Origin of the sequence: Actinoallomurus sp. NPDC050550 (assembly GCF_040655075.1) — a bacterium.
In the GTDB taxonomy this organism is placed as follows: domain Bacteria; phylum Actinomycetota; class Actinomycetes; order Streptosporangiales; family Streptosporangiaceae; genus Actinoallomurus.
This window is the reverse complement of the sequence record NZ_JBFAJC010000002.1, coordinates 230,937-257,765: the sequence shown is the minus strand read 5'-3', so window position 1 is coordinate 257,765 and position 26,829 is coordinate 230,937. Positions and strand designations below refer to the sequence as shown.

General features: G+C 70.7%; 23 protein-coding genes and 2 pseudogenes. 9 read left to right on the top strand and 16 right to left on the bottom strand.

Going from position 1 to position 26,829, the window contains the following annotated elements:
• Positions 1-125 precede the first annotated feature (125 nt).
• The 5 genes from AB0I04_RS03530 to AB0I04_RS03510 are packed head-to-tail and all read right to left on the bottom strand — an operon-like array spanning position 126 to position 4,726.
• A complete protein-coding gene (locus AB0I04_RS03530; RefSeq protein WP_360878282.1) occupies positions 126-1,127 on the bottom strand; it encodes a Xaa-Pro peptidase family protein in 1,002 nt (333 codons plus the stop codon).
• Entirely contained in the window at positions 1,124-2,089 is a 966-nt protein-coding gene (locus tag AB0I04_RS03525) for an ABC transporter ATP-binding protein (RefSeq protein ID WP_360878279.1), read from the bottom strand. Before AB0I04_RS03525 ends, AB0I04_RS03530 begins: the two co-directional genes overlap by 4 nt.
• Entirely contained in the window at positions 2,086-2,862 is a 777-nt protein-coding gene (locus tag AB0I04_RS03520) for an ABC transporter ATP-binding protein (RefSeq protein WP_360878276.1), read from the bottom strand. Before AB0I04_RS03520 ends, AB0I04_RS03525 begins: the two co-directional genes overlap by 4 nt.
• On the bottom strand, positions 2,859-3,704 hold the full coding sequence (locus tag AB0I04_RS03515; RefSeq protein ID WP_360878273.1) for an ABC transporter permease: 846 nt from the start codon (positions 3,702-3,704) through the stop codon (positions 2,859-2,861). The genes AB0I04_RS03520 and AB0I04_RS03515 overlap by 4 nt, the downstream gene beginning before the upstream one ends.
• Entirely contained in the window at positions 3,701-4,726 is a 1,026-nt protein-coding gene (locus tag AB0I04_RS03510) for an ABC transporter permease (RefSeq protein ID WP_360878270.1), read from the bottom strand. The genes AB0I04_RS03515 and AB0I04_RS03510 overlap by 4 nt, the downstream gene beginning before the upstream one ends.
• Before the next feature lie 155 nt (positions 4,727-4,881).
• On the opposite strand from AB0I04_RS03510, the pseudogene AB0I04_RS03505 reads away from it, so the two are divergent.
• Positions 4,882-6,078 (top strand): annotated as a pseudogene (locus AB0I04_RS03505) (RNA-guided endonuclease TnpB family protein).
• Between the two features lie 54 nt (positions 6,079-6,132).
• On the opposite strand, the gene AB0I04_RS03500 reads toward AB0I04_RS03505, so the two are convergent.
• Positions 6,133-7,725, bottom strand: coding sequence for an ABC transporter substrate-binding protein (locus AB0I04_RS03500; protein ID WP_360878267.1), 1,593 nt, complete (start codon positions 7,723-7,725; stop codon positions 6,133-6,135).
• 143 nt (positions 7,726-7,868) lie between these two features.
• Here AB0I04_RS03500 and AB0I04_RS03495 point away from each other — a divergent pair, with 143 nt between their 5' ends.
• Positions 7,869-8,525, top strand: coding sequence for an Lrp/AsnC family transcriptional regulator (locus AB0I04_RS03495; RefSeq protein ID WP_360878264.1), 657 nt, complete (start codon positions 7,869-7,871; stop codon positions 8,523-8,525).
• A gap of 36 nt (positions 8,526-8,561) precedes the next feature.
• On the opposite strand, the gene AB0I04_RS03490 is transcribed toward AB0I04_RS03495, so the two are convergent.
• The 3 genes from AB0I04_RS03490 to AB0I04_RS03480 form a co-directional block, all read right to left on the bottom strand.
• Positions 8,562-8,912 carry a hypothetical protein gene (locus tag AB0I04_RS03490; protein WP_360878817.1) on the bottom strand — a complete coding sequence of 117 codons (351 nt, stop codon included), beginning with the start codon at positions 8,910-8,912 and terminating at the stop codon, positions 8,562-8,564.
• 245 nt (positions 8,913-9,157) lie between these two features.
• Positions 9,158-9,769 carry a dihydroxyacetone kinase subunit DhaL gene (dhaL, locus tag AB0I04_RS03485; RefSeq protein ID WP_360878261.1) on the bottom strand — a complete coding sequence of 204 codons (612 nt, stop codon included), beginning with the start codon at positions 9,767-9,769 and terminating at the stop codon, positions 9,158-9,160.
• A gap of 17 nt (positions 9,770-9,786) precedes the next feature.
• On the bottom strand, positions 9,787-10,791 hold the full coding sequence (locus AB0I04_RS03480; protein WP_360878258.1) for a dihydroxyacetone kinase subunit DhaK: 1,005 nt from the start codon (positions 10,789-10,791) through the stop codon (positions 9,787-9,789).
• 158 nt (positions 10,792-10,949) lie between these two features.
• Between AB0I04_RS03480 and AB0I04_RS03475 the strand changes: the two genes are divergently transcribed.
• Positions 10,950-11,723, top strand: a complete 774-nt coding sequence (locus tag AB0I04_RS03475; protein WP_360878255.1) for an IclR family transcriptional regulator — start codon at positions 10,950-10,952, stop codon at positions 11,721-11,723.
• 163 nt (positions 11,724-11,886) lie between these two features.
• On the opposite strand, the gene AB0I04_RS03470 is transcribed toward AB0I04_RS03475, so the two are convergent.
• Genes AB0I04_RS03470 through AB0I04_RS03460 form a run of 3 tightly spaced genes read right to left on the bottom strand, consistent with a single transcriptional unit; the run spans position 11,887 to position 14,113 of the window.
• Positions 11,887-12,816: an RluA family pseudouridine synthase gene (locus AB0I04_RS03470; protein ID WP_360878252.1), complete on the bottom strand. Its 930-nt coding sequence runs from the start codon at positions 12,814-12,816 to the stop codon at positions 11,887-11,889.
• The gene (lspA, locus tag AB0I04_RS03465) at positions 12,816-13,694 is read right to left on the bottom strand and encodes a signal peptidase II (protein WP_360878250.1); all 879 of its coding nucleotides are present in this window, start codon (positions 13,692-13,694) and stop codon (positions 12,816-12,818) included. The genes AB0I04_RS03470 and lspA overlap by 1 nt, the downstream gene beginning before the upstream one ends.
• Before the next feature lie 8 nt (positions 13,695-13,702).
• Positions 13,703-14,113: a TraR/DksA C4-type zinc finger protein gene (locus AB0I04_RS03460; protein ID WP_360878814.1), complete on the bottom strand. Its 411-nt coding sequence runs from the start codon at positions 14,111-14,113 to the stop codon at positions 13,703-13,705.
• A 612-nt stretch (positions 14,114-14,725) separates the two neighbouring features.
• On the opposite strand from AB0I04_RS03460, the gene ileS reads away from it, so the two are divergent.
• On the top strand, positions 14,726-17,911 hold the full coding sequence (gene ileS, locus AB0I04_RS03455) for an isoleucine--tRNA ligase (protein WP_360878247.1): 3,186 nt from the start codon (positions 14,726-14,728) through the stop codon (positions 17,909-17,911).
• 155 nt (positions 17,912-18,066) lie between these two features.
• On the opposite strand, the gene AB0I04_RS03450 is transcribed toward ileS, so the two are convergent.
• Entirely contained in the window at positions 18,067-19,458 is a 1,392-nt protein-coding gene (locus tag AB0I04_RS03450) for an amidohydrolase family protein (RefSeq protein ID WP_360878244.1), read from the bottom strand.
• Here AB0I04_RS03450 and AB0I04_RS03445 point away from each other — a divergent pair.
• Both AB0I04_RS03445 and AB0I04_RS03440 read left to right on the top strand, forming a co-directional pair.
• Entirely contained in the window at positions 19,448-19,726 is a 279-nt protein-coding gene (locus AB0I04_RS03445; RefSeq protein WP_360878241.1) for a hypothetical protein, read from the top strand. The genes AB0I04_RS03450 and AB0I04_RS03445 overlap by 11 nt on opposite strands.
• On the top strand, positions 19,723-20,022 hold the full coding sequence (locus tag AB0I04_RS03440; protein WP_360878238.1) for an Atu4866 domain-containing protein: 300 nt from the start codon (positions 19,723-19,725) through the stop codon (positions 20,020-20,022). The genes AB0I04_RS03445 and AB0I04_RS03440 overlap by 4 nt, the downstream gene beginning before the upstream one ends.
• A gap of 42 nt (positions 20,023-20,064) precedes the next feature.
• Here the strand turns inward: AB0I04_RS03440 and AB0I04_RS03435 are convergent, their stop codons facing one another.
• The 3 genes from AB0I04_RS03435 to AB0I04_RS03425 form a co-directional block, all read right to left on the bottom strand.
• Entirely contained in the window at positions 20,065-20,973 is a 909-nt protein-coding gene (locus AB0I04_RS03435) for a helix-turn-helix transcriptional regulator (protein ID WP_360878235.1), read from the bottom strand.
• Positions 20,974-21,062: 89 nt separating this feature from the next.
• On the bottom strand, positions 21,063-22,991 hold the full coding sequence (dxs, locus tag AB0I04_RS03430) for a 1-deoxy-D-xylulose-5-phosphate synthase (RefSeq protein WP_360878232.1): 1,929 nt from the start codon (positions 22,989-22,991) through the stop codon (positions 21,063-21,065).
• A gap of 62 nt (positions 22,992-23,053) precedes the next feature.
• A complete protein-coding gene (locus AB0I04_RS03425) occupies positions 23,054-23,719 on the bottom strand; it encodes a GntR family transcriptional regulator (RefSeq protein WP_360878230.1) in 666 nt (221 codons plus the stop codon).
• Positions 23,720-24,024: 305 nt separating this feature from the next.
• Here AB0I04_RS03425 and AB0I04_RS03420 point away from each other — a divergent pair, with 305 nt between their 5' ends.
• From AB0I04_RS03420 to AB0I04_RS03410, 3 genes and pseudogenes are all read left to right on the top strand, one after another.
• Positions 24,025-24,591, top strand: a complete 567-nt coding sequence (locus tag AB0I04_RS03420) for a PadR family transcriptional regulator (protein WP_360878227.1) — start codon at positions 24,025-24,027, stop codon at positions 24,589-24,591.
• A gap of 2 nt (positions 24,592-24,593) precedes the next feature.
• Entirely contained in the window at positions 24,594-25,373 is a 780-nt protein-coding gene (locus AB0I04_RS03415; RefSeq protein ID WP_360878224.1) for an SGNH/GDSL hydrolase family protein, read from the top strand.
• 287 nt (positions 25,374-25,660) lie between these two features.
• Positions 25,661-26,203: pseudogene (locus AB0I04_RS03410) on the top strand (DUF1707 domain-containing protein); the annotation flags it as partial.
• Between the last annotated feature and the right edge of the window lie 626 nt (positions 26,204-26,829).

Sequence of the window (26,829 nt, the reverse complement as noted above, 5' to 3'; positions counted from 1 at the left end):
CGGCCGCTGCGGGTGCCGGAGATCCTGCAGCAGGCGGCCGTCCCTCCGGCCGGGACCCTGCGCCGCTCCGCTCGTCGAGCGGCCGGGGAGATCCGGGGGGCATCCGGGGGTGAGTCCCCGCGCCCCTAGAGGTCGACCACGGAGAGCAGGCGGGGCGTCTGGTTGAGCCGGCGGGCGCCGATGTCGGTGCAGACGACCACGTCCTCGATGCGCGCGCCGTACAGTTCGGGCAGGTAGACGCCGGGCCCGATCGACATGGTCATGCCCGCGTCGAGGGCGGTTCCGTCCTCGGGCGTGAGGTAGGGCGGCTCGTACTCGTCGAGGCCGATGCCGTGGCCGGTGCGGTGGAGGATGAACGCGCCGTACCCGCTGTCGACGATGACCGCGCGGGCGATCGCGTCGATCTCGGCGGCCGTGACGCCGGGGCGCACCGCCTCGCAGGCGGCGGTCTGGGCGGCGAGCACGACGGAGTACATCGCCTCGAAGTCCTCCGGCGGCTCGGCCACCACGAACATCCGCGCGGTGTCGGAGCAGTGACCGCCGTACCGGCCGCCGAGGTTCACCCGGACGGCGTCACCGGGGTTGATCACCCGGTCGGACGGCCGGTGGTGGGGATCGGCCGAGTTCTCCCCCGCCGCGACGGCCACGGACATGATCTCCTCGTGCCCGCTCTCGAGCAGCAGGATCCGCAGCCGCCGCGCCATCTCGCGCTCGGTCGTGCCGGACCAGGTGAGGTCGCGCGCCGCGACCAGCGCCCGGTCGGCCGCGATCGCCGCGCGTTCCATCAGCTCGATCTCCTCGGCGGACTTGCGCATCCGCAGCGGCGCGAGCAGGGGCACGGCGGAGGCGATCGGCGTCTCCGGGCCGAGCGCCTCCTGCAGGGCGAGCAACTCGTGGGCCGGCATCTGCGGATCGACCGCCACCCGCGCACCGGCGGGGATGCGCGAGACCGCCTCGCCGAACGCGTCGGCGACGTGGACCGGCGGGCCGTCCGGCGTGACGACGAGGAACCCGTGGAGCGTCGCCCCGGTGAGGTATCGCAGGTTCGACGACGGCCGCAGGACGAGTACGTCGACGCCGTGCGCGGTGAGCAGGGCACGGAGCCGGTCCAGGCGTTCTCCGCTCACTCGGCGGCCGAGCCGGCTGTGTCCGAGCCCGCTGTGGCCGAACCCTCTGTGTTCGAACCCGCTGTGTCGTAGAGCCAGCAGGCCACCCCGCCCAGTTGCACCGGTTCCCGGACGGAGCAGACGTCCATCGCGCTCGGGCAGCGTGGGTGGAACCGGCAGCCGGAGGGCGGCGCCGCGGGGTTCGGCACGTCGCCGGGGAGCTCGGCGGGCAGCGTGCCGGAGCCGTCCGGCGCGGGGATCGCGGCCAGCAGCGCCCGGGTGTAGGGGTGCTTCGGGTCGTCCCACACCTCGGCGGTGCGGCCGGTCTCCACGATCTTGCCGAGGTACATCACCGCGATCCGGTCCGCGATGAGCCGTACCACCGACAGGTCGTGGCTGATGAACAGCAGCCCGGCGCCGGATTCGACGGCGAGGGACCGCATCAGCCCCGCGACCTGCGCCTGTGCGGAGGCGTCCAGCGCCGAGATGGGCTCGTCCCCGATCAGCAGGGACGGCCGCGCGGCGAGGGCACGGGCGATGGCGATGCGCTGCCGCTGGCCGCCGGAGAACTCATGCGGGTAGCGGCCGGCCATGTCCGCGTCGAGGCCGACCCGCTCCAGGAGCTCGCCCGGTGTCGCCTTGTCGCTGATCCCGTCGGCGATCTGCCTCCCCACGCGGCGGCGCGGGTTGAGCGAGGCGTACGGGTCTTGGAACACCATCTGGATCCGGGTCAGCTCCGGGTCGCGGCGGCGCAGGCCGAGCGGGCGTACCGGGCGGCCCTCGAAGGCGACCGAACCGGCGGAGGGAGCGGTGATCCCGCAGATCGCGCGGGCGAGCGTCGACTTTCCGCAGCCGGACTCGCCGACCAGGCCGACGACCTCGCCCGGGGCGACGGTGAGGCTCGCCCCTGCGACGGCCCGGACCGGCGGCCGGCCGGGGGTGCGGTGGTCGACGACCAGGTCCTCGACGGACAGAAGAGTCATGGGGTGCTCCGGTCGGGCAGGGCGTCCAGCAGGGCACGGGTGTACGGGTCGGCCGGCTCGCGCATGACCCGCGCACGCGGCCCGGTCTCGACGAGGCGGCCGTCCCGCATCACGCTGATCACGTCGGCGACCGACGACATGACGCCGAGGTCGTGGGTGATGAGCAGCACCGCGAGGCCCAGGTCGTCGCAGAGGCCGCGCAGCAGCCGGAGGATGCCGGCCTGCACGGTGACGTCCAGGGCCGTCGTCGGCTCGTCGGCGATCAGCACCCGCGGATCGCAGGCGAGCGCGATGGCGATCGCGATGCGCTGCCGCATTCCGCCGGAGAACTGGTGCGGGTACCGGTCGAGCGCGCCCTCCGGGTCGGGGATGCGGACCTTGCCGAGGAGTTCCGCGGCCCGTTCCCGTGCCTGGCGCCGGCCCAGTCCCAGGTGATGGCGGATGGGGTCGGTGAGCTGACGTCCGACGGAGAGCATGGGGTGCAGGCTGGTCGACGGGTCCTGGAACACCATGCCGATCTCGCTGCCGCGCCGCTTGTTCATCTCCTTCGGCGCGAGCGTCAGCAGGTCGGTGCCGCCGAGCGAGATGGTCCCACCGGTGCGCGCGCCGTGCGGCAGAAGGCCGAGGACGGCCAGGCCGGTCATGGTCTTGCCCGAGCCGCTCTCTCCCGCCAGTCCGTGCACCTTCCCCGCCTCCAGGGCGAGGTCGATGCCACGGATGAGGCGTCGGCCGCCCAGTTCGACGGTGAGTTCGTCGATGGCCAGGATCGTCACAACGCCCGCTCCTTGATCGCCCTGGCGGTCCGCGGGTCGAGCGCGTCGCGCATGGTGTCGCCGAGGAAGTTGAACGCCAGCACCACCGTGAGGATGGCCAGTCCGGGGAAGACCCCGACCCACCACTTGTCGAACACCTGCGTGGCCGACGCCACCATCGCCCCCCACTCCGCGGTGGGCGGTTTGGCGCCGAGGCCGAGGAACGACAGGCCGGACAGCAGCAGCAACTGGGTGCCGATGTCGAGGGTGGCGAGCACGAGGACCGGGCCGGTCACGTTGGGCAGCACGTCGGTGCGGAGCGAGCGCCACACGGAGAAGCCGAGCAGCCGCCCGCTGAGCACGAACTCGCGGGACCGGATGCCGAGCACCAGACCGCGGGTGACGCGCGCGTACGCCGGCCAGGAGACGACGAGGACCGCCAGCACCGCGTTGCGCAGGCTGGCGCCCAGCGACGCGGCCACGGCCATCGCCAGGATCACCGTCGGGAACGCGAACACCAGGTCCGCCACCCGCATGATCGTTTCGTCCACCCACCGGCCGAAGTAGCCGGCGCAGGCGCCCAGCAGGCCACCGATGACCACCGACAGCACCACCAGCAGCAGGGTCAGCGGGATCGACAGCCGCGCGCCGTACAGCACCCGGCTGAAGACATCCCGGCCGAGGTCGTCGGTGCCGAACCAGTGCGAGCCGCCGGGCGGGCTCAGCCGGGGGAACTTCTGCGCGAGCGGGTCGTACGGCGCGAGCAACGGCGCCGCGACCACGACGATCAGCCACGCGATGGTGACGATCAGGCCGGTCACGGCGAGGGGCCTCCGCCACGCCTCCGGAAGACGGCGGATCATGTGCTCCTCACTCTCGGGTCGATCACGCCGTACAGCACGTCGACGATGAGGTTGACCACGACGTAGATCGCGCCGACCACGAGGCCGACACCCATGACCGCGGGCAGGTCGAGATTGGTCGCGCTCTTGTACGCGTACTGCCCGATGCCGGGCCAGGCGAAGATCGACTCCACCAGCACCGTGCCGGACAGCAGGCTGCCGAATGCCAGGCCGGCCACCGTGATGATCGGGACCAGCGCGGCACGCAGCACGTACCGCAACAGCACCACGTGTCCGGGCAGCCCCTTGGCACGCGCCGCCCGTACGTAGTCCTGGCCGAGCACCTCCAGCACCGCCGAGCGGGTGAACCGGGTCAGCAGCCCGATCGTGTACGCGGCGAGCACCAGCGCGGGCAGGGCCAGGTGGCCGACGGCACTGGCGAACACGTCCCACTGGCCGGCCAGGGCCGCGTCCACCGTGTACAGGCCGGTGACGTGCGGTGGCGGTGTCATGGTGGGGGCGATGCGGCCGGAGCCGGGGGCCAGCCGCAGCCGGTAGAAGACGAAGTAGAACGCGAGCAGCGCCAGCCAGAACGTCGGCACCGACACCCCGGCGAGGCTGAACACCCGCAGGAACTGGTCGACGATCCGGTCCCGGCGCAGCGCCGCGATCACCCCGAACGCGACGCCGACCACGAGCGACAGCAGCAGCGCCGCACCGGCCAGCTCGAACGTCGCGGGCACGAACTCCGACAGGTCCGCGTCGACCGGGCGGTGGCTCTGCTGTGACTCGCCGAGATCGCCGTGGGCGAGCTTCCGCAGGTACGTGACGTACTGGACCGGCAGCGGCTTGTCCAGGCCGTGCTGCTCGCGGAACTGCTTCACGATCGCCGGGTTGCCGAGGGCCTGCTGCCCCAGGTTGGCCGCGGCCGGGTCACCCGGCACCAGGTTGGTGAGGGTGAAGGTGACCAGCGTGACCCCGACGGCCAGCAGTACGGAGACCGCCAGCCGCCGGGCCAGAAAGCGGATCAGCTGGTGCTTCACCTGAACCTCCGAAGGACGCCGCGGCCGTCAGGCCGCGGAGGAATTCGGACTTCGCCAGGACCGGCCCGGCCCAGCCGGGATGGCCCAAAAACGGAATTCACCGCAATTCGACGAACCGCCTTACGTATACGTACGCTAGCTGTAAGGTCGCGCGCATGCGGACGGCGTACAAGTGCCGGGCCTACCCGGACCCCGAACAAGCGGCGGTGTTCAACCGCACGTTCGGATGTGTGCGCCTGGTGTGGAACAAGACCCTCGCCGAACGTCACGCGGCGTATCACCAGCGGGGCCAGAAGACCTCCTACAAGCAGACCGACGCGGCGCTGACCGCGTGGAAGAAGACCGAGGACCTGGCGTTCTTGTCTGAGGTGTCCTCCGTGCCGCTGCGGCATCAGCACGCGGCGTTCGCGAACTTCTTCGCAGGCCGCGCCAAATATCCGCGTTTTAAGACCCGCAACTCCCGGCAGACCGCGCATTACACCCGCTCGGCGTTCCGCATGAAGAACGGCGAGCTGTACATGGCCAAGACGACTACGCCGCTGAAGTTCGTGTGGTCTTTTGAGGACGTCGATCCCGCCACGCTCAACCCGACCATGGTCGTCATCTCCCGGGATCCGGACGGCCGCTGGTACGTGACGTTCGCCATCGACACCGACGCCCCCGACCCGCTGGAGACGGCCGGGCACGCCATCGGCATCGATCTGGGCGTGAAGGACTTCGCGGTCACCTCTGACGGGGAACACATCGCCAACCCCCGACACCTGGAGCGCAAGGCCCGCAACCTCGCCCGCTACCAGCGTCGCATGGCCCGCTGCCAGCGCGGGAGCATGAACCGCCGCAAAGCCAAGGCCAAAGTCGCCCGCGCCCACCGCAAGGTCCGCAACGCCCGCGCCGACTTCCTGCACCGCACCAGCACCAACCTGATCCGCAGGGCCGACACCATCGTGATCGAAGACCTCGCGATCAAGAACATGGTCAAGAACCACAAGCTGGCGCGCGTCATATCCGATGCAGGATGGGGGGAGTTCCGTCGGTAGCTCGAATACAAGGCCGAACGCGGCGGACGCACGCTGGTGGTCATTGACCGCTGGTGCCCCTCGTCCAAGACGTGCTCGGCCTGCGGGCACCTGCTGGCCAAGCTGAGTCTTTCCACCCGGCACTGGACGTGTCCGGGCTGCCGCACCCGGCACGACCGGGACATCAACGCGGCCAAGAACATCCTTGCGGCTGGTCAAGCCGTAACCGGGCACAACCCCGGTGATGCCTGTGGAGCTGGTGTAAGACGGCAAGGGGCCTCCCTTCCGCAGTCGGCGCTGAAACAGGAACCCCGCGCCGCGAGGCACCCGGCGTAAACCGGATCGGCCGTAAGACCGATGGGACTCCCCCTCCTTCAGGAGGGGGAGCAGTCAATTGCTGCCGAGCGCCGCGAGGTCGATGGTCCACACCGGGTTCAGCGCCACGCCGGTCACCGAGGCGGCGCTGACCACGTGCTGGCTCGGCTGGAACAGCGGAACGATCGGACCATTCTGGTTCAGCTGCGTCTGGATCTGCTGGTACTGCTGTGCGCGAGCGTCACCGATGGTCCGCGCGGCCTTGTCACCGGCGCTTTCCAGTGCGGAGTCGTCGCCCTTCTTCCAGCCCGCGCGCAGGCCGATGAGCTTGCCGGGCAGGAAGGCGAGGTAGTCGCTGGCGTCCGGGTAGTCCGGGCTCCACCACCACAGGCCCATCTCCTCCTTGCCGTCGCGGTAGTTCTGCAGCGCGGTCGCGATCGGCGCGGGAGCCAGGTCGACGGTGATGCCGACCTCCTTCAGGTTCGCCTGGATGCGCTCGGCGAGCGGCTGGAACGACAGCCCGTTCAGCGTGAAGTCGCTCGGGAACTCCAGCTTGACCTTCGGGTTCGGGACGCCGCTCGCGGCGAGCGCCGCCTTGGCGCCGGCCACGTCGCGCCCGGTCGCCTGGCCGGCGGGCAGCGCGCCGTTGATCATCGACGGGACGATCCCGGCCGCCTGGACCGAGCCCTCGCCGGCGAGCTGGAGCAGCCCCTGGTAGTCGACGCCCTTGCGGACGGCCTCGACGAACTTCGGGTTGGACGTGACCTTGCTGACGGCGCTGCTGTGGTTGGCCAGCAGGAAGAGCACGTTGGCCGAGGCTCCCTTGGCGACCTGCAGCCCGCCGCCGATCCCCTGGGCCTGGTCGGGCGAGAGGTCCAGCGCGATCTGGCTGTCGCCACGCTGCACGTTCAGCTTCTGCGTCGGCGCCTGGACGTTGCGGATCACCACCTTGCCGTACGTCGGCTTGGTCGTGCCCCAGTACTTGGCGTTGGCCTTGAGCACGACCTGCGTGCTGGCGTTGAACGAATCCAGGACGTACGGGCCGGAGCCCGCCGACTGGCCGTTGAGGAACGACTCCGCCTTGTCGTCGGCGCCCTCGGTGCCGCCGTGGGCCTTGACGACCTTGGAGTTGACGATGCCGAGCGCCGGGTTGGGCAGGATGAACGGCAGCGCCGGGTTCGGCTGCGCCGAGTGCAGCTCGATGGTCGTGTCGTCGACCTTCTTCACGGTCACGCCGTCCAGCAGGAACGACGGGTTGCCCTTGAGGTCGCGGACCCGGTTCAGGGAGAACACCACGTCGTCGGCGGTGACGGGGCTGCCGTCGGAGAACGTCGCCCCCTGCCGCAGCTTGAGCGTCAGCGTCTTGCCGTCCTTGGACTCCTGGTACGACTCGGCCAGCGCGGGCACCGGCTTGCTGACGTCGGATCCGGTGAAGGTCAGCAGCGTGTCGTAGAGCGCCCGGTCGACCAGCAGGCCGGTCTGCTCGTACATCCGGCCGGGGTCGGCGGTCTTCAGGTTGAAGGACGTGTCGAGGACCAGCGCCTTGCCTCCGGACCCCGAGGAGGACGAGGAGGAGGAGCCGCCGCCGGAGCATGCGGTCAGGCTGATCGCGGACGCCACGAGGACGGGCAGGATCGCCCGCCGGGGCGCGGAGCGCAGGCTCGGCATGTACAGCCTCCGATGATTTAGGTCAGGGCAAATGCGACATTCGGTAGCATCTAGACGATTAGGTAGTGATAGTGCAGTGTCGTGCCCAAGCTGTCCACGACCGCCGCAAAAGTCGAGATGAACTGCTTCGGGAGCCTGCCTCAATGGACGAAACGTCGGACGGACCGTCGACTGAAGAGTGGCGGCCTGGACGAATCCCCACCGACCTGGACGTCATCAACCTGCGGATACTGGACGTCCTGCGGCAGGACGGCAGGATCTCGATCTCCGCTCTCGCGCAGCGGGTGGGCATCTCCCGCGCGAACGCCTACACCCGGTTCGAGGCGCTGCGCGCGAACGGCGTGATCGTCCGATTCACCGCCCAGGTCGACCCGGTCCGCGCCGGGCTGGGCGTCTGCGCGCTGGTCTTCGTCACCGTCCGCCAGCAGATGTGGCGGCAGTTCCGGAGCCAGCTGGCGCTCATGCCCGAGGTGGAGTACTGCGCGATCACCACCGGCCAGCACGACGCGATGATCCAGATCAGGGTCCGCGACGTGGCCACCGTGCACCATCTCGTCACCCATCGGCTGGCGAGCATCCCCGCGGTCAAGGCGACCGAGACGGTGTTCATCCTCGACGAAGTGCTGCGCCGCCCCTACATCCTTCCCTCGGACGAACGGCCGCTGCCCGCCCCGTCACCCGCCGCCGAGACCGGCCCGATGCCGCTGGGCAGCATGCGATTCGTCCGCGCGGACGCCGGACGTGCCGACCTGGGCGGGCTGCAGGACCTGTCCAACGAGCCCGCCCGGCGAGAGCCTTAGGGCGTGTCCGGTAGATCTTCGTCCGGACACGCCCTACTAGGCGGGGAGTTCCTCGCACACGCTGACCTGGGGCGTGTCGTCCCCGTCGAACTGGAACTCCTCGACCAGCCGGAACCGCCCGTCCGGCAGCGGCTCGATACGGCTCGTGCTGCGCCCCGCCACCGGACTCCCGCCGTCCTTGGTCACGTGGACGTAGCTGAGCTCGATCTCGTCGTGGCGGCGGGTTCCGACGAACCTGCCGTGCGCGACCGTGTCACCGTCATAGCTGCCCCAGATCACGCCGTCCGCCTCCTGGTAGAGGAACCGCGTGGGCGAGTCGGGGTCCACCCGGCTCGCGGTCGAGCTCACCATGGCGAACCGCCGACCGTCCAGGTTGAGCTGCGTCATCTCGTTCACGGGGTGCATCGTGCCGGGTTTCCCGCCATGCGCAACCGGCGCTGAACGTTTCGGCCGATCCCCCGTCCCCACTTGGACGAACCACACTTCTTCCGGCAAACACCCGCCCATACGTCTCGGCGCCGGACCGGGCGGCGACCGCCGGTGGCCGGCGGTGGCCGCGGCCGGCCGCCGGCTCTCCCGGCGGCCGGCCGGGTCGCGTCCCGACCGGCGTCACCCGCCCGCCGCGACTCCGTTCACGCGGTCGCCGCGTCGAAGAACCAGGCGATGGTCAGCGCGCCGGGGTCAACGACGCCGCGCGCGTGCTCGCCGACGTAACTGGCCCTGCCGCGCCGGGCGAGCAGGTCCTCGGTGGACGCGGCACCCTCGTGGGCGGCCGCCGCCGCCTCGCGGAGCGCGGTGGCGACATCGGCGTCCCGTTCCGCCGCCTCGGAGAGGACCCGGGCCGCCGGCACCATCGCGTCCACCATGGTCTTGTGCCCGACCTCCGCCTTGCCGAGCCACTGGACGACGGCCACGGCGTTCCGTGCGGCCTCGCTCAGCGCCTCGGTGGTGATCTCGGGGCCGAGCGCCTTGGCGAACTCCCGGAACCACATGCCGAACAGCGGGCCGCTGGTCCCACCGGTGTTGAGGAAGGCGTTCGCGACGGCCGTGAAGACCGCGCCGGGCGTGTCCGCGACGCCGGTTTCCAGATTGGCCGTGGCTCGGCGAACGGCGGAGCCGAGGTTCGTGCCGTAGTCGCCGTCGCCGGCCCGGCGGTCCAGTTCGGTGAGCTCGGCGCCGCGGCGTTCGACCTCCGCGATGAAGCGCTCGATCCAGGCCCGGGTGTCGATGGTGGTGGTCTCCATGTCAATGCTCCCGTCTCTCACCAGCTCAGCGCCGGGGTACGGACCGGCGCGTCCCACAGGTCGACCAGTTCGTCGTCGGCGCGTACCAGCGTGATCGAGCAACCGCGCATGTCGAGCGACGTCACGTAGGAGCCCACGAGCGACCGGATCACCGCGACGCCGAGGTCGTCCAGGATCGCGGTCAGCTCGCCGTGGACCGCCGACAGCTCCAGGTCGTGCGTCGATCCGAGGCCGTTGACGATGGCGATCACGGGGTCGCCGTGGCCGAGTTCCAGTGCCTTGGCGATCGGGCGGGTGAGCTCGCCGACGAGGTCACGGACCGGCCCGTACGGCCTGCGGCCCACCCCGTGCTCCCCGTGGATGCCCACACCGAACTCGATCTCGTCGTCGGCCAGGTCGAACGACGGCCGACTCTGACCCGGCTGCGTGCAGGACGCGAGAGCGAGGGCCAGGGTGCGCGCCGATCCGGTCACCCGCTCGCCGAGCGCGGCGAGGTCGGCCAGGGAGGCTCCGCGCTCGGCCGCGGCGCCGCAGATCTTCTCGACGGCGACGACCGCGGCGGTTCCCCGGCGTCCCGGGCCGCCCTCCTCCTGCCCGTCCGTGGCCAGGTCGTCGTCCACGAGGACGGTCCGCGTCTCGATGCCCTCGTCGGCGGCCAACTCGGCGGCGATCTGGAAGTTCAGGACGTCGCCGGTGTAGTTCTTCACGATCAGTAGCACGCCCTGGCCGCTGTCGGCGGCCTCGATCGCCGCCTTGATCTGGTACGCGGTCGGGCTGGCGAACACCGCCCCGGGCACCGCCGCGTCGAGCATGCCCACTCCGACGAAGCCGACGTGCAGGGGCTCGTGACCGGAGCCGCCGCCCGATACGAGGGCGACCTTCGCGCCGTCCCTCACGCCGGCGCGCACCACGAACGCCGGATCGTCGTGGTAGCGGACCAGTTCCGGATGGGCGCGGGCGAACCCCCGCAGCGCCTCCGGCACCAGGTCGGCCGGATCGTTCACCAGTTGCCGAACGGGCATGGCTGCTCCTTCACGCGTCAGGTCGGCCGGGAGAACCCGTCATTCGACATATACGAAAATGATTCGATAATGCCGAATGGCCTGAATGTAAGGTGTCGGCCCGCTGTTGTAAAGTGCGATCGGCAGGCGGGCCGGGCGACGACCGGAAGAGGGCGCGGATGATCCAGTCCGTCGATCGGGCGATCCGGGTCCTGGGGGTGCTCCAAGCCGAGCGCCACCTGAGCCTGTCCGAGATCGCGGCCCGGCTGGAGCTGGCGCCGTCGACCGTTCACGGCATCATCAAGACGCTCCAGACGCACGGCCTGGTGCTGCAGGAGCAGGGCTCCGCCCGCTACCGTCTCGGCCCCGCCGTGCTGAAGCTGGGCAACGTCTACCTCGACACGCTGGAGCTGCGTTCCCGCAGCCTCACCTGGGCCGCCGAGCTCGCGCGGACCACCGGCCACGCCGTACGCACCGCGGTGCTGCTCCCTGACGAGGTCATGATCGTTCATCACGAGCCGCGGCCGGACGGCTCACGGCAGATGCCGGAGGTCGGCATCGTCATCCCCGCGCACGCCAGCGCACTCGGCAAGGCGATCCTCGCCTACGCGCCCGATCAGGCCCGGGCGCTCATGGCGGGCGGCCCATTGCGCAGCATGACCCGTGACACGGTGACCGACCCGGCCGAGTTCCGCGCAGGGCTCGACCGCGTACGCGCCGACGCCCTCGCCACGGAACAGGAGGAGGCCGTCATCGGCGAGTGCGGGCTGGCGGCGCCGATCTTCGACGGCTACCGGACGGTCGTCGGCGCGATCAGCGTGGTCGTCCCCATACCCGAATGGCCCCCCGGCGAGACCGTCGCCGGCGCCGTGCGGGAGGCCGCCCGCCGGATCTCCCGGGAGCTCGGCGCGGCCGGCTGGCCCATCCCGCCGGCCGACCCTCCGGCCCGGTGACGCCCCTGTGCCCGGTGGTCGTGCCAGGCCGGGCGTCCGCCGCTCGGCGACGGTCGTGTCCCCACCGGGCCGACGGCCGCAGCGACCGACCCGCGGTGCGGGCGGCGCCCTGACCGGGGGCGCGGGAACGCGCCTCCGCGACGGGAGTCGCGGCGCGGTGGGCTCAGGATTCGCCGGCCACGACGTCCAGGGCATGCGCGAGGTCGTCCGGGTACGGGCTCTCGAACTCCACCCAGTGCCCCTGCGTCGGGTGCTCGAACCCGAGGCGTACGGCGTGCAGCCACTGCCGGGTCAGCCCGAGCCGGGCGGACAGGGTGGGGTCCGCGCCGTAGAGGAAGTCCCCGACGCACGGGTGCCGCACCGCGGACATGTGCACGCGGATCTGGTGGGTACGCCCGGTCTCCAGCTTGATGTCGAGCAGGCTGGCCGCCCGGTACGCCTCGATCGTGTCGTAGTGCGTGACGGACGGGCGGCCTCCGGCCACCACGGCCCACCGCCCGTCGCCGGAGGGGTGCCGGTCGATCGGCGCGTCGATGGTGCCGCGCAGCGGGTCCGGGTGGCCCTGGACGAGCGCGTGGTAGCGCTTGTCGACGGTCCGGTCCTTGAACGCCCGCTTCAGCCGGGAGTAGGCGATCTCACTCTTGGCGACCACCATCGCCCCGGTGGTGTTCGCGTCGAGGCGGTGCACGATGCCCTGGCGCTCCGCGGCGCCGCTGGTGGCGATCGTGTGCCCGGCGCCGAGCAGGCCGCCGAGCACGGTCGGGCCCGTCCAGCCGGTCGTGGGATGGGCGGCGACGCCGATCGGCTTGTTGACGACGACGACGTCGGCGTCCTCGTACAGGATGGTCATGCCCGGGACCGGCTCCGCCTTCGGGGCCGGGGCGGCCGGCGGCGCGGGCAGGGTCACCTCGAGCCAGGTGCCCGCCTGCATGCGGTCGGACTTGGCGGCGGTATGCCCGTCGACGAGGACGTCACCGGCCGCGATGACCTCGGCCGCGCGGCTGCGCGACAGTCCGAAGAGCCGGGCCAGGGCAGCGTCGAGGCGCTCTCCCTCCAGGCCGTCGGGCACGGGGAGGCTGCGATGCTCGCTCATCAGTGCTTCGCGTCCCGAACGGAACTCCCGTCGGCCGCGCGGCCGTTGTCCTTCGGCGCGCCACCCTCGGTCACGGCGTCACCCGAAGCGGTGGTGCCGTCGGAGGTGGTGACGCCGTCGGAGGCGCTCTCGGCGTCCAGGCGACCGCCGTCGGCGTCGTCTTCGCCGCCGGAGCCGGCCGGACCGCTGGGTCGCTCGCCCTCGTCGTTCGCTCCGCCGGCGGCCTTCGTCGTGCCGAAGGCGCGCTCGGCAGGCGCGTCCGGCTTCGTCGTGCCGGAGGCGAGCGCGTCAGGGCCTGACCCGTCCGCCGCCGAGGCGCCGCCCTCGCCGGTCTCGGAGTCACGCCCGGCCCGCGCGTCCTTCTTCTCGTCGCGGTAGACGGTGCCGTCCACCTGCAGCCCGCGCGAGGCCAGCACCACGGCCAGGGCCCCGCCGCAGACGATCGCCGAGTCGGCGAGGTTGAACACGGGCCAGTGCGGCAGCTCGATCCAGTCGACGACGTGCCCGCGCAGCGGACCCGGGGACCGCAGCAGGCGGTCGGCCAGATTGCCCAGCGCCCCGCCGAGCAGGAGACCGAGGGTGACGGCCCACGGCAGGCTGCGCAGCCGCCGGGCGTACCGAAGGATCGCCACGACGACGCCGGTGGCGATCACGGTGAAGACGTAGGTCATGCCGATGCCGATGTTGAAGGCGGCACCGCTGTTACGGAGCACCCGCAACGTCAGCAGCCCGTTGATCAGCTCGACGGGCGGCCGGTCCTGCAGCGTCGCCACGACGATGACCTTGCTGATCGCGTCGGCGGCGAGGGCGGCCGCCGCGACGGCGACGAGCACGCCGATGCGCCGCGGTCGTTCGGCGGCTTCCTGCTCTGGGTTCATGGCGTCGCTCAGCGACGCTCCTCGCGCTGTTTGCATCTCACACATAGGGTCGCACGCGGAAACGCCTGCAGGCGCGCCTTACCGATCGCCTGACCGCACGACTCGCACACCCCGTAGGTGCCCTGATCGATCCGGATGATCGCGCGTTCGTTCTGGGCGAGCAGGTCACGGGCGTTGTAAGTCAGCGCCATCGCCTGCTCACGCTCGAACGTCTTGGCGCCGGCGTCGGCCTGATCGTCGCCGGCCCCCTCAGCGGCGTCGTTGATGCGCTCGGCGATCTGCGACTCCGCCGTCGCGATCTCGGCGGTCAGCTCCCCCGTCTCCGCCTGCAACCGGCCACGGACCTCGGACAGCTCCGCACTGGTCCACAGGTCCTCCCCCTCGCGGACCGGAAGCCGTTGCGCGGTGGCCGTGGAGATCTGCTGAGCCTTGGCCGACCGGTGACGCGGCCCGGTGCGCGATGTGCGGGGCGCCTCGGCTGTGCGATTCTTATCTCCCGCACCAGTGGTACCGTCCATATGGGCCCCCTCGCGCTGATCATGTTTTTCGGCAGTGCGGGCAGCATAGGTCGCGGTTCGCCAGACGGCAAATGACCAGGGGTTGTCACACTCCGCATATCGCCCATTACGCCACCAGAGCGTCTAGTTCCCTTGGCGTGTCATTGCCCGTTCTTGACCGACGCGCTCTGTCCGAAACCCCCTCCTGCCCGCCTCCGCTCCGTTAACGGGAAGAAGTCACGTGCCCTGGTGCGTTATCGTCGCTATCGGCAAGGCGTTGATGGGGACACCTGCCGCCGTACGCAGCCTTGAGCGACCCGGAGACGGTGCGAGACCGGGGGCGTGCCCGGCGGTCTGATCACCCCTGAGCCGTCGGCGGAACGGCCAGCAGGCCCAGTAGATCCGGCAGCCGACCGTAATGAGCGGGTCGTTCCTTCTTCCCGGAGCGGCCAAGGAGGGTGGTACCGCGGGGTTTAGCCACCTCGTCCCTCCGGTTTCCACGTACAGGTTCGTGACGCCGGAGGTGCACCCGAAATGCCCGACAAGCCGCAGGCCACGCCCGAGACGGGGCGCGGCAGGCTGCGTACCCTCCCCGCGCAGGTCGACCTTCCCGCGCTGGAGCGGGACGTCCTGGCCCGCTGGCGGCAGGGCAAGGTCTTCCAGCGGTCCCTCGACCAGACCGAGGCCGGGCCGCAGTGGGTCTTCTACGAAGGACCGCCGACCGCCAACGGCATGCCCGGCGTGCACCACGTCGAGGCGCGCGTGTTCAAGGACATGTTCCCGCGGTTCAAGACGATGAAGGGCTACAGCGTCCGCCGCAAGGCCGGGTGGGACTGTCACGGCCTGCCCGTCGAGGTGGCCGTGGAGAAAGAGCTCGGCATCTCCGGCAAGCGCGACATCGAGTCGTACGGCGTCGCGGAGTTCAACGCGCGCTGCCGCGAGTCGGTGCTGCGCCACGTCGACGCCTTCGAGGCGATGACCGAGCGCATGGGCTACTGGGTGGACCTCGCGCAGGCCTACCGCACGATGGACCCCGACTACGTCGAGGCCGTCTGGTGGTCCCTCAAGACGATCTTCGACAAGGGCCTGCTGGTCCGCGACCACCGCATCAGCCCGTACTGCCCGCGCTGCGGCACTCCCCTGTCCGACCACGAGCTCGGCCAGCCCGGCGGCTACGAAACCGTCGTCGACCCCTCCGTGACCGTCCGGTTCCCGATCACCGACGGCCCGCTCGAAGGCACCGACCTCCTGGTCTGGACGACCACGCCCTGGACGCTGGTGTCCAACACCGCGATCGCCGTCCACCCGGACGTGACGTACGTCGTCGCCGCCCGCTCCGGCGAGCCCGGTCGCGTGGTGGTGGCCGAGCCGCTGTTCGCCCGGGTCCTCGGCGAGGGCTGGCACATCGTCTCCCGCGTCGCCGGCGCCGACCTCGTCGGCACGTCGTACCGGCGGCCGTTCGACCTCGTCGAGATCCCCGACGCGCACCGCGTGCTGGCCGCCGACTTCGTCACCACCGAGGACGGCACCGGCCTGGTCCACCTGGCGCCCGCCTTCGGCGCCGACGACTTCGCGGCCACCCGGGCGGCCGGCATGCCCGTCGTGAACCCGATCAACCCGGACGGGAAGTTCGACCTGTCGGTGCCGCTCGTCGGCGGCGTGTTCTTCAAGGAGGCCGACCAGCGCCTCACCGAGGACCTGAAAGAGCGCGGCCTGCTGTTCCGCTCGGAGCGCTACGAGCACAGCTACCCGCACTGCTGGCGGTGCCACACGCCGCTGCTCTACTACGCGCTGCCCGCCTGGTACATCAAGACCACGGCGATCAAGGACCGGCTCCTGGAGGAGAACGAGCGCACCAACTGGTTCCCCGCCACGATCAAGGAGGGCCGGTACGGCGAGTGGCTCCGCAACAACGTCGACTGGTCGCTGTCGCGCAGCCGCTACTGGGGCACGCCGCTGCCGCTCTGGCTGTGCGAGGACGACCATGCCACCTGCGTCGGCTCCCTCAAGGAGCTCGGTGAGCTCGCCGGGCAGGACCTGAGCGCGCTCGACCCGCACCGCCCGTACGTCGACGACGTCGTCTTCGCCTGCCCGGACTGCGGCAAGGAGGCCCGCCGCGTCCCCGACGTGATCGACGCCTGGTACGACTCCGGCTCCATGCCGTTCGCCCAGTGGGGCGCGCCGCACCGGCAGCAGGAGACGTTCGAGGCGTCCTACCCGGCGCAGTACATCTGCGAGGCCATCGACCAGACCCGCGGCTGGTTCTACTCGCTGATGGCCGTCGGCACGCTCGTCTTCGACCGCTCGTCGTACGAGAACGTCGTCTGCCTCGGCCACATCCTCGCCGACGACGGCCGGAAGATGAGCAAGCACCTCGGCAACGTCCTTGAGCCGATCCCGCTCATGGACAAGCACGGCGCCGACGCCCTGCGCTGGTACATGGCCGCGGCCGGCCAGCCGTGGGCCGCCCGCCGCGTCGGCGACGCCCCGCTCGAGGAGATCGTCCGCAAGATCCTCCTGACCTACTGGAACACCGCGTCGTTCTTCGCGCTGTACGCGAACGCCTCCGGGTGGACCCCGGACACGCCCGCGCCCGCGCACGCCGACCGGCCCCTGCTCGACCGCTGGGTGCTGGCCGAGCTGCACCGTACGGTCCGTGAGGTCGACACGGCGCTCGAGGGCTTCGACACGGCGGCCGCCGGCCGTCGCCTCGCGGAGTTCATCGACGACCTGTCCAACTGGTACGTCCGCCGCTCCCGCCGCCGCTTCTGGGAGGGGCCCGAGGCGTCCGGCGAGAACGCCGCGGCCTTCGCGACCCTGTACGAGTGCCTGGAGACGCTGACGCGACTCATGGCGCCGATCGCGCCGTTCGTCACCGACTACGTCTGGGACGTCCTGCGGCGCGACGGCGACCCGGATTCGGTGCACCTGGCGACCTGGCCGGAGGTGAACGAGACGCTCCTCGACGCCGAGCTGTCCGACCGGATGGCGCTCGTCCGGCGCCTCGTGGAACTGGGCCGGTCCGCCCGGGCCGCGTCGGGCGTCCGCACCCGCCAGCCGCTCGGCCGGGCCCTCGTCGGCGCCGCTGGCTGGGCGTCGCTCCCCGACGAACTGCGCGCCCAGATCGCCGATGAGCTGAACGTCCAGGGCTTCGACACGCTCGCCTCGATCGGCGGCGAGCTCGTCGAGTACCAGGTCAAGCCCAACTTCCGCGAGCTGGGCAAGCGCTTCGCCAAGCAGACCCCGAAGGTCGCGGCGGCCGTCACCGCCGCCGAACCGGCGGGGCTCGTCCACGCCCTGCGCGACTCCGGCTCGGTCACCGTCGAGGCCGACGAGGTCGGCAAGGTGGAGCTGACGCCGGACGACGTCATCGTCACCGAGCGGCCGCGCAGCGGCTGGGCGGTGGAGAGCGCCGCCGGGGAGACGGTGGCGCTGGACCTGACCGTCACGCCGGAGCTGCGTCGCGCCGGGCTGGTCCGCGAGGTGATCCGCCTGGTCCAGGAGGCCCGCAAGAACACCGGCCTGGACATCAGCGACCGGATCGACCTGTGGTGGCGCACCAGCGACGCCGAGCTCGCGGCGGCGCTGCGCGAGCACGGCGACGAGGTGGCCGGCGAGGTGCTCGCGAGCACCTGGCAGGACGGCGAGCCGGACGCGGACCTGACCCCCGTCCAGGACGAGGAGCTGCGTCTCACCTTCTGGCTGCGCCGCTCCGCCTGACCCTCCGTGCGCCCCGGCGGATCAGCGCCACTCCACCTGATCCGCCGGACGCCGAGACCGTGCGTTCGCGCGCGACACGATCGGCCGATGGCACCGCCGGGGCAGTGGGTCCCCCGGCCGGGGAGGACTGGCGGTGGGACGATGTAGGGCGATACTCAGGCAGTCGGGGTGTTCAGCACGTACTCGCGCGAGGCGTGGACCTCGCCACGCAGGGCGGGCAGGTCGACGTCGAGGACGTGGCCGTTCCACTTGCGGGGCTCGCCATTGATGAAGACGGCGCTGATGTTGCGGGCGTCGGAGCCCAGCACGACGGTGCCGATCGGGTCGTTGAGCGGCATGTTGTTGAGGTCCTCGGCCTGGATGACCAGGAGGTCGGCCTTCTTGCCCGGGGTGAGTGAGCCGGTGACGGCGGCCAGGCCGTTGGTGCGGGCGCCCTGGAGGGTGGCGAAGTCCAGGACGTCGTGGGTGGTGATGCGGTGGGGCTGCTGGTCGGTGCCGTAGCCGGCGTTGACGGCGCGCATCCGCTGGATGGCGTGCAGGGCCCGCATCTGCGTGAACATGTCGCTGGCGAGGGCGACTTCGACGTCGATGCTCAGTCCGGGGCGGATGCCGACGGACAGGGCCTCGTCGACGGCGGGGATCGCGCTCTCCAGGCCGATCTGTGCGTCGGAGGTGGGGGCTAGCGCCACGGTGGTGCCGGTCTCCCCCATCGCCTTCCATGCCTCCGGGGTCAGTCCGGTGGCATGGATGAGGGTGGTGTCGGGGCTGAGGATGCCGTCCTTGGCCCAGCGCAGAATTGCCTCGGAGGAGGACGTGCCGAAGACGGCGTCCACACTCACCCCGATACCCAAGTCCTTCGCGAAGCGGGCGAGTTCAGAACCGTACGCGAGAGCAGGACCTGCGATCTCATCGGTGGCGAGCGTCGCAAGGCGCAGGGTCAGCAACTGATCGTCGCTGCTGAAGTACTGGTCCGTGATGCGGGTCAGGTCGCCGGGCCACTGCCGGTCCCAGTCGCCGAAGTGCGGGCCCATGGAGGCGTGTACGCCGCGGATGCCGGTGTCGCGGAGGGCCTCGATGGCGGCGTCGGAGTGCGCGCGGGTGCGGGAGTTGTGGGAGAAGTCGAGCATGGTCGTGATGCCGCTGTCAATCGCGGTCAGGGCGGCCAGCCTGGTGCCGATGTACATGTCCTCGGGCCGGTAGACCGTGGCGTAGCCGGCCAGAGTGGACATGACGTAGCCGCCGAGGTCGTCGACGTCCGGCATGATCCGGCGCAGCTGGGCCTCCCAGGCGTGCCGGTGGGCGTCGACGAAGCCGGGGGTGAGGATGGCGCCGGTGGCATCGACGACCACGGCGTCGCCCCCGCTGAGGTCGGGGCCGACGGCGGTGATGGCGCCGCCCTCGACGAGGAGGTCGCCGTGGTCGATGACGCCGAGGTCGGGGTCCATGGTGACGATGGTCGCGCCGGTGAACAGGATGCGCCGTTGATCGGCGGGGCGGCGCCGGAGCTGTTCGAGGACGGCGGCGCTGGTGGTGTCGTTGACGTTCATAAGGGTCTTCTTTCCGTACGTCGGAGAGGGTGGTGGTGGGCTGTCGGGGGCGTCGGTGCTGCTCGGCTTCCAGCCTCGAGCCGCTCCCGCTACGGCAACCAGGCCGCCGTTCTCCCAGGTGTCGCGCACCCAGGATCAGGACGTGCAGGAGACGCTCGGCAGTTACAGCAGCGCTCGCGACGGTGGGTGCGCCGCCCCCAGGAAGCCCGCACCTGGGGAGACGGCGGCCTGGTTGCCACCGTCCGCCGGGCTGACCATGGAGCCATGACCAGCAACGACACGCCCCGCGCCCCTCACCCGTACGTCGGGATGTGGGTGACCGCGGACGGATTCATCCGCCAGGAACTGCTGCCGAACGGCCGCTACGACGAGGCCCGCGGAACTCGTCAGAGTGCCTATACCGGCCGCTACACCGTCACCGGCAACCACATCGACTACGTCGACGACACCGGTTTTACCGCCACCGGCGACATCCGCGACGGCGTTCTCTTCCACGAGCACCTGGTGCTCTACCACGAAGGCGACGAGCGCCCCCGGCAGGGAGGCATCCGGTCGCGCGGCTGACAGGTCACGCGGAATTCTTGTCGGGGCTGTTCCTTCCAGGCACTAGCGCCGGGAACGGGATGCCGACGGCGCGGCTTGCAGGTCGCTGAGAGCCCGGCCGGATTCTTCCGGCACCACCTGCGCGGGTTCCCCTCGGGCGGCGCGGGAACGGAGTTCGGCGAAGGCAGCCGCGGTGGCACTGGCCGGCTCGGCCTGGTAGACGACCAGCTGCTGATGCGGGGCGCCGTTGACCGTGAAAGCCGAGAATCGGATCTCCAGAGCGCCGACCTCTGGGTGAGCGAGGTTCTTCGCCTGCTGAGTCTTGCCCCTCACCTCGTGCCGCCCCCACAGCTCGGCGAATTCCGGGCTCTTCGCATCGAGCGCGTCGACGACTTCGGTGATCCGCGGGGAATCGGGGTCGTACCCGTACGCCGCGCGCAGTTCGGCCACGCAGGAGTTCGCGGCCTTGTCCCAGTCCTGGTAGAAGGTACGCCCGGCCGGGTCCAGGAAGATCATGCCGGCCAGGTTGTCGAACTGCTGGAATCCGCTGTGCAGGGCCGCAGCGAGCGCGTTGTGCGCCAGAACGTCCAAGGCAGGTCCCAGGACGAAGGCGGGGGTGTCGGGCCAGCTGTCGAGCAGTTGCAGAAGCTGGGGGCTGATCCGGTCGTGACCGGCGGGAACGCTGCGGCGCGCCTGGGACGCCCGGGTAAGTCTGCGCAGATGGTCGAGTGCCTCGTCGTCGAGGTGGAGGGCGGCAGCGACCGCATCGATCACCTGGGGCGATGGGCTGGTCTCCCGGCCCTGTTCCAGGCGCATGTAGTAGTCGGAGCTCACGCCCGCGAGCATGGCGACCTCCTCGCGGCGCAACCCCGGCACCCGCCTGCGCCCGTACTCCGGCAGGCCCACGTCCTGCGGCTTGAGGGCTTCGCGCCGTGCTCTGAGGAACTCGCCCAAAGGAGTGCTGCCACTCATGACCCCAACCTAGTGGAGGGGAATCCGGGCGGGTTGAGATCACCCTCCGACGGGGCGTGATCGACCTGCTGGACGTGCTTTACGCAGAGTCAGCGAAGAGTGGACGGCGCGTCCTGTGGCAGTCGCGAAAGCCGGGTGAGGGTTTTCTCGACCTGGCGGACGATGTCGGCTGCGGTCAGGCCGACGCGGGCGAGCACCCGATCGCGCGCGGCGTGGTCGAGGAATTCCGCCGGCACGCCGAGGTCACGCATCGGAACGTCGACCCCCGCGTCGCGCAGGGCCTGCGCGATGGCGGAGCCGACGCCGCCGGCCCGTACTCCGTCCTCCACCGTCAGCACCATGCGATGCCGGGCGGCGAGGCCGGGCAGCGTGTCATCGACCGGCTTGACCCAGCGCGGATCGACGACCGTCGCGGTGATGCCGTCGCCGGCGAGGCGATCGGCGACCTCCAGGCACAGCGGAGCCAGCGCGCCGACGGACACGATCAGTACGTCGGTCTCCGGGTCGGTACCGCCGGTCGCCGTCGCGGTGGTTCCCCGAAGCACGTCCATGCCGCCGATTCGCCCGACGGCCGGGACCGGTGCGCCGACGGGTCCCTTCGGAAAGCGCACCACCGTCGGCGTGTCCTCCACCGCCGTCGCCTCGCGCAACTGTTCCCGCAGGCGTTCGCCGTCCCGGGGGGCCGCGATCCGCAGCCCCGGCACGACCTGGAGGAGGGACATGTCCCACACGCCGTTGTGAGAGGCACCGTCGTCCCCGGTGATACCCGCCCGGTCCAGGACGAACGTCACCCCGCACCGGTGCAGGGCCACGTCCATCAGCAACTGATCGAAACAACGGTTCAGGAATGTGGCGTACACCGCGACGACCGGATGCAGCCCGCCCAGGGCGAGTCCGGCCGCGGAGGCGGCGGCGTGCTGCTCGGCGATGCCCACGTCGAACACCCGGTCGGGGTAGCGCCGGGCGAACGGTTCCAGCCCGGTCGACCGCAGCATCGCGGCTGTGATCGCCACCACGTTCGATCGTTCGGCACCGATCCGCACCAGTTCCCCGGCGAACACCGAGGTCCAGTCCTCCCCGGCCACACGCAGCGGCACTCCGGTGTCCGGGTCGATCACCTTGACCTGGTGGAACCGCTCGTCCGCCTGCTCGGCCAGTGGATATCCGCGGCCCTTCTCGGTGATGCAGTGGACGATGACCGGGCCGGAGAATCGTTTGGCCCAGTGCAGCGCCTGCTCCACCGCCGCCCGGTCGTGACCGTCGACCGGGCCGACGTACTTCAGGCCCAGGTCTTCGAACATTCCCTGCGGCGCGACGAAGTCCTTGAGCCCCTTCTTGGCGCCGTGCAGAGCGTCGTACAACGGGCGCCCGATCACAGGGGTGCGTCCGAGGACGTCCCGGGTGAGTCGCAGGAACCGTTCATAGCCGTCGGTAGTGCGCAACGCCGCCAGGTGGGTGGCCAGGCCGCCGATCGTCGGTGAGTACGAGTGCCCGTTGTCGTTGACGACGATCACCAGCGGCAACGACGGGTCGGCGGCGATGTTGTTCAGCGCCTCCCAGGCCATTCCGCCGGTCAGGGCGCCGTCCCCGATCACCGCGACGACGTGCCGATCACCCTGACCGTTGAGTCGGTGCGCCTTGGCCAGCCCGTCCGCCCAGCTGAGGGCGGTGGAGGCATGCTGGTTCTCAACCACATCGTGCGGGGACTCGGCCCGGCTCGGATAGCCGGAAAGCCCGCCTTCCTGCCGTAGGCGCGCGAAGTCCTGCCGCCCGGTCAGCAGTTTGTGCACGTACGCCTGGTGACCGACGTCGAAGATGATGCGGTCGGCCGGAGAGTCGTACACCCGGTGCAGGGCGATGGTCAGCTCCACGACGCCGAGGTTCGGACCCAGGTGGCCGCCCGTACGGGACACCGCGTCGATCAAGAACTCACGGATCTCGGCGGCGAGCCGGTCCAGCTCTGCCGCGCTGAGCCCGTTGAGGTCCGCGGGACCGCCGATCGACGACAGAACGCTCATGGACGACCACTGCTCCTTCGGGAAGTCTGCTTACGTGCGGTTGGTGAGCGGCCCGCGAGACCTCAGGCGTCCGGGCCGCGCTTCGACCAGTCCCCCGGGATATGCGACAGGTGCCGGCGCATCAGCTTTTCGGCGAGCGTGCGGTCGCCCCGCAGGACCGCGTCCAGCAACGGCCGATGTTCGGCTGCGGAGTCGGCCAGGTCGCCGTCCGCGGTGAGGGAGCGCAGGTTGTGCAGGCGCGTCTGGTCACGCAGGACCGCCACGGAGTCGACCAGTCGCCGGTTACCGGTCGCCTCCAGCAGGAGGATGTGGAAGTCGCGATCGGCCTGGAGGTTGCCGGCCAGGTCGCGTTCCTCGGCCGTCTTCTCGATGAGGTCGACGAGCTGCGACAGCCGCTCCACGCGGTCCCCCACGCCCAGCTCGGCGGCCCGGCCCACCCCGGGAACCTCGAGCATCATGCGCAGCTCGAAGATCTCGGCGAAGTCCTGCTCGGTGAACGACACCACCCGGAATCCCCGGTTGGGCAGCGCCTCGAGCAGCCCCTCATCGACCAGCGCGAGCATCGCCTCACGCACCGGACTCGTGGACACCCCGAATCCCGTCGCCAACGACGCCGCCGAATACACCTCGCCCGGCGCCAGGTCACCTGTGACCAGCGCCTCTCTCAGCACTGAGAGTGCCTGATCGCGCAGACTCATCCGCCGCAGCGAACCACCCGCCAAAGCCATGGGGAGTAAAATATCACCGGTTACCCGTCACCCGTCAGAGGCCACGCCACCATGCTTACTGAGTGGTCTGCGCCTCACGCTGGATGCGGTCGAACTCCGCGCCCACGGCCTCGGCCGCCGCCAGGTCTCCGTTCTCCACGGCCCGCCGGAAGGAATGCATGTCCGGATCACCTCTACTCAATTCGTTGACCAGGCGCGGGTGACGCTAACGACGCGGGCCCGCACGGTCCAGGGGTGCCACTCGTGGCAATAATCACCTAGTTGACTATTCGCGCATATGACTACATCGCAGCTATGTTCAGGGCATGTCATTGCGCAATGCCGTCTTGGCCGTGCTTCTGGAGGGTGAGGCATCCGGGTACGACCTGGCCAAGACCTTCGATGCGTCGGTGGCCAACTTCTGGATGGCCACTCCCCAGCAGCTCTACCGGGAGCTGGACAAGATGGCGGCCGATGGCCTGATCCAGGGCCGGGTCGTTCACCAGGAGCGCCGTCCTGACAAGCGGCTGTTCTCCCTCACCGAGGCCGGCCGCCGCGCACTGCACGAGTTCACCGCCGCGCCCCCGCGCCCCGGCGCGATCCGCGACGAACTCATGGTGCAGGTGCAGGCGGTCGACGCGGGCGACGCCGAAGCCGTGAAGAACGCCCTCCGCGAACGCATGAGCTGGGCCGAAGCCAAGATCGCCCGCTTCGAACACCTCCGCGCACGCCTCCTGGACGGCCGCACCGAGGAGGAGCACCTCACGCAGGCCGCCCGCATCGGCCCGTATCTGACCCTGCTGCGCGGACTGGCGTTCGAACACGAGAACGTCCGCTGGACCCGCGAGGCCTTGGTCATCCTCGATCAGCGCACCAGAATCCCCACGGAGTGACCATGCCGTACCAGCGCTATGTCGCGGTGGGCGACAGCCAGACCGAGGGCCTGAACGACGGCACCGAGAAGACCGGTTACCGGGGCTGGGCCGATCGCCTGGCCGAGATCCTCGCCGATCAACATCCGGACTTCCGGTACGCCAACCTCGCGGTCCGAGGCCGCCTGGCTGCTCGGATCAGGGCCGAACAGACCGAAGCCGCCCTCGCCCTGAACCCCGACCTGATCACCGTCATGGCGGGCATGAACGACCTGGTCCGTCCCGGCTTCGACCCCGCCGCGGTGGCAGCCGACCTGGAGGCCATGCTGAAGGCGTTCACGGCCTCCGGCGCGACCGTGGCCACCTTCACCTTTCCCGACGTCGCCAAGATCGCGCCGCTGGTACGCCACCTACGTCCCAGGGTCCTCGACTTCAACGACCGCATTCGTGCCATGGCCGAACACCACGGCGCCACCCTGGTCGATACGTTCCACCACCCGGTCACCACGGATCCGCGCCTGTGGAGCGATGACCGCATCCACGCGACCCCACTCGGTCACGCCCGCATCGCCGCGGCCGTCGCGTATGCCCTGGAGCTCCCCGGCGCCGATCCGAGCTGGGCCGATCCCCTTCCACCACTCCCGCCCATGCCGATCTGGCGACGCACGGCGGTCGAGCTCACCTGGGCCGGCACCTTCCTGGGTCCGTGGATCCTCCGCCGCCTCCAGGGCCGCTCCTCCGGCGACGGCCGCACTGCCAAGCGTCCCGAGTTGCAGCCCGTCAACACCGCGAACATGGGTTGAGGATCGATCGACGCACAACACGCCCCGGGACGGTGGGGCGGCGCGGGAGGATCCAGCCTTCCAGCGTCCACAGATGATCTTCGCCTGCTGAGCCGCGCCGGGAGCTGCACCGCCTGATCCGTTGAGACGCCCACGCGTCGGTGTCGGTCCGGTGTGGCGGATTCCTCCGGCCCGCCGGGCCCCGGCGGCAGCTTCTGACCGTGGGGCGGCTGGTCCTCACCGGGCGGGTGCGGAATGATACTGGCGTGGACCTTCCCGACAAGTCCGTTGAGGCCGACCCCGGGCGCATGCGCGCCTCGGACGCCGACCGGGACCGGATCGCCGACCAGTTGCGCGAGGCGCTCGCCGAGGGCCGTCTCACGCCGGATGAGCACGCCGAGCGTCTCGACGCGGTGTACCAGGCGAAGACCTATGCCGAGCTGGCGCCGATCGTGGCGGACCTCCCGGCGACAGGGGGCACCGCTCCCGCGGCCACGGTCCGCGACGACCTGCCGGCCCCGCAGGCGGGCTCCCCCAACATCGTGGCGATCTTCAGTGGCGCCGAGCGGAAGGGACGCTGGCTGGTCGAGCCGCAGACCAACGTCGTCGCCGTGTTCGGCGGAGTCGAACTCGACCTCCGCCAGGCCGTGCTGGCCCAGCGCGAGGTCACCATCAACGTCTCGGCCATCCTCGGCGGCGTCTCGATCACCGTTCCGCCGGGCGTGCGGGTGCTCAGCTCGGTGGCATCCATCCTCGGCGGCTGCCAGCTGCCGTCCGACGACACCGTCGGACCGGACGCCCCGGTCATCCGGCTCACGGGGATGGCGTTGCTCGGCGGGGTCGACGTCAAGCGCGCGGCGTCGGGCGAGAGCACGGGCGCTGCGGCATTCGACCACCGTGACTTCCACGAGCGCCAGCGGCACCTGCACAGGGAATTCCGGGAGAAGCAGCGCGAGGTCCACCGCGAGTTCCGGGACCAGCAGCGAGAGCTCCGCCGTCAGCGGCGATCCCGCTGAGGCCGTTCGTTCCGTACCGCACGTCCGGTCCCGCCTGAGAACCGGACGTGGCCGCGTCCGTCATGTTCCGGCCCGGCCACACGCACGTCCGTGAACCCCCGTCGGCTGCGGACCGGTCGGCCGCTTCCGGCCATGTCGCGACCTGATCGGAAACACCCGTTCGTCCCGCCCCGCGCCACCGGACGCGCCCCGAGGGCTTTCGCCGAACCCGGCGCCGACTGAGATCCGACGGCCACATGGAGGACGGCGGAGGGCCGGCGGCACCGTCAAGGCATGGCAGGCCGGTGAAGGCGACACCGTCGGAACGGCCGACCTGTCACAGGAACCGCGCGTCGCTGGAACCAACCTGAGGGCTTCACCGGACCCGGGGCCGACTGACATTCGGCGGACCCGTGGAGGACCCGCGGAGATCCAGCGGACCTACGGATGCCCGGCGGGCCCGCGCAGGACCGACGGCGTCG

Coding starts and splice junctions, on each gene's coding strand:
- AB0I04_RS03525 (WP_360878279.1), bottom strand. CDS start 2,089: ATGACTCTTCTGTCCGTCGAGGACCTGGTCGTCGACCACCGCACCCCC.
- AB0I04_RS03515 (WP_360878273.1), bottom strand. CDS start 3,704: ATGATCCGCCGTCTTCCGGAGGCGTGGCGGAGGCCCCTCGCCGTGACC.
- AB0I04_RS03500 (WP_360878267.1), bottom strand. CDS start 7,725: ATGCCGAGCCTGCGCTCCGCGCCCCGGCGGGCGATCCTGCCCGTCCTC.
- AB0I04_RS03495 (WP_360878264.1), top strand. CDS start 7,869: ATGGACGAAACGTCGGACGGACCGTCGACTGAAGAGTGGCGGCCTGGA.
- AB0I04_RS03490 (WP_360878817.1), bottom strand. CDS start 8,912: ATGACGCAGCTCAACCTGGACGGTCGGCGGTTCGCCATGGTGAGCTCG.
- dhaL (WP_360878261.1), bottom strand. CDS start 9,769: ATGGAGACCACCACCATCGACACCCGGGCCTGGATCGAGCGCTTCATC.
- AB0I04_RS03480 (WP_360878258.1), bottom strand. CDS start 10,791: ATGCCCGTTCGGCAACTGGTGAACGATCCGGCCGACCTGGTGCCGGAG.
- AB0I04_RS03475 (WP_360878255.1), top strand. CDS start 10,950: ATGATCCAGTCCGTCGATCGGGCGATCCGGGTCCTGGGGGTGCTCCAA.
- AB0I04_RS03470 (WP_360878252.1), bottom strand. CDS start 12,816: ATGAGCGAGCATCGCAGCCTCCCCGTGCCCGACGGCCTGGAGGGAGAG.
- lspA (WP_360878250.1), bottom strand. CDS start 13,694: ATGAACCCAGAGCAGGAAGCCGCCGAACGACCGCGGCGCATCGGCGTG.
- ileS (WP_360878247.1), top strand. CDS start 14,726: ATGCCCGACAAGCCGCAGGCCACGCCCGAGACGGGGCGCGGCAGGCTG.
- AB0I04_RS03450 (WP_360878244.1), bottom strand. CDS start 19,458: ATGAACGTCAACGACACCACCAGCGCCGCCGTCCTCGAACAGCTCCGG.
- AB0I04_RS03440 (WP_360878238.1), top strand. CDS start 19,723: ATGACCAGCAACGACACGCCCCGCGCCCCTCACCCGTACGTCGGGATG.
- AB0I04_RS03435 (WP_360878235.1), bottom strand. CDS start 20,973: ATGAGTGGCAGCACTCCTTTGGGCGAGTTCCTCAGAGCACGGCGCGAA.
- dxs (WP_360878232.1), bottom strand. CDS start 22,991: ATGAGCGTTCTGTCGTCGATCGGCGGTCCCGCGGACCTCAACGGGCTC.
- AB0I04_RS03425 (WP_360878230.1), bottom strand. CDS start 23,719: ATGGCTTTGGCGGGTGGTTCGCTGCGGCGGATGAGTCTGCGCGATCAG.
- AB0I04_RS03420 (WP_360878227.1), top strand. CDS start 24,025: ATGTCATTGCGCAATGCCGTCTTGGCCGTGCTTCTGGAGGGTGAGGCA.
- AB0I04_RS03415 (WP_360878224.1), top strand. CDS start 24,594: ATGCCGTACCAGCGCTATGTCGCGGTGGGCGACAGCCAGACCGAGGGC.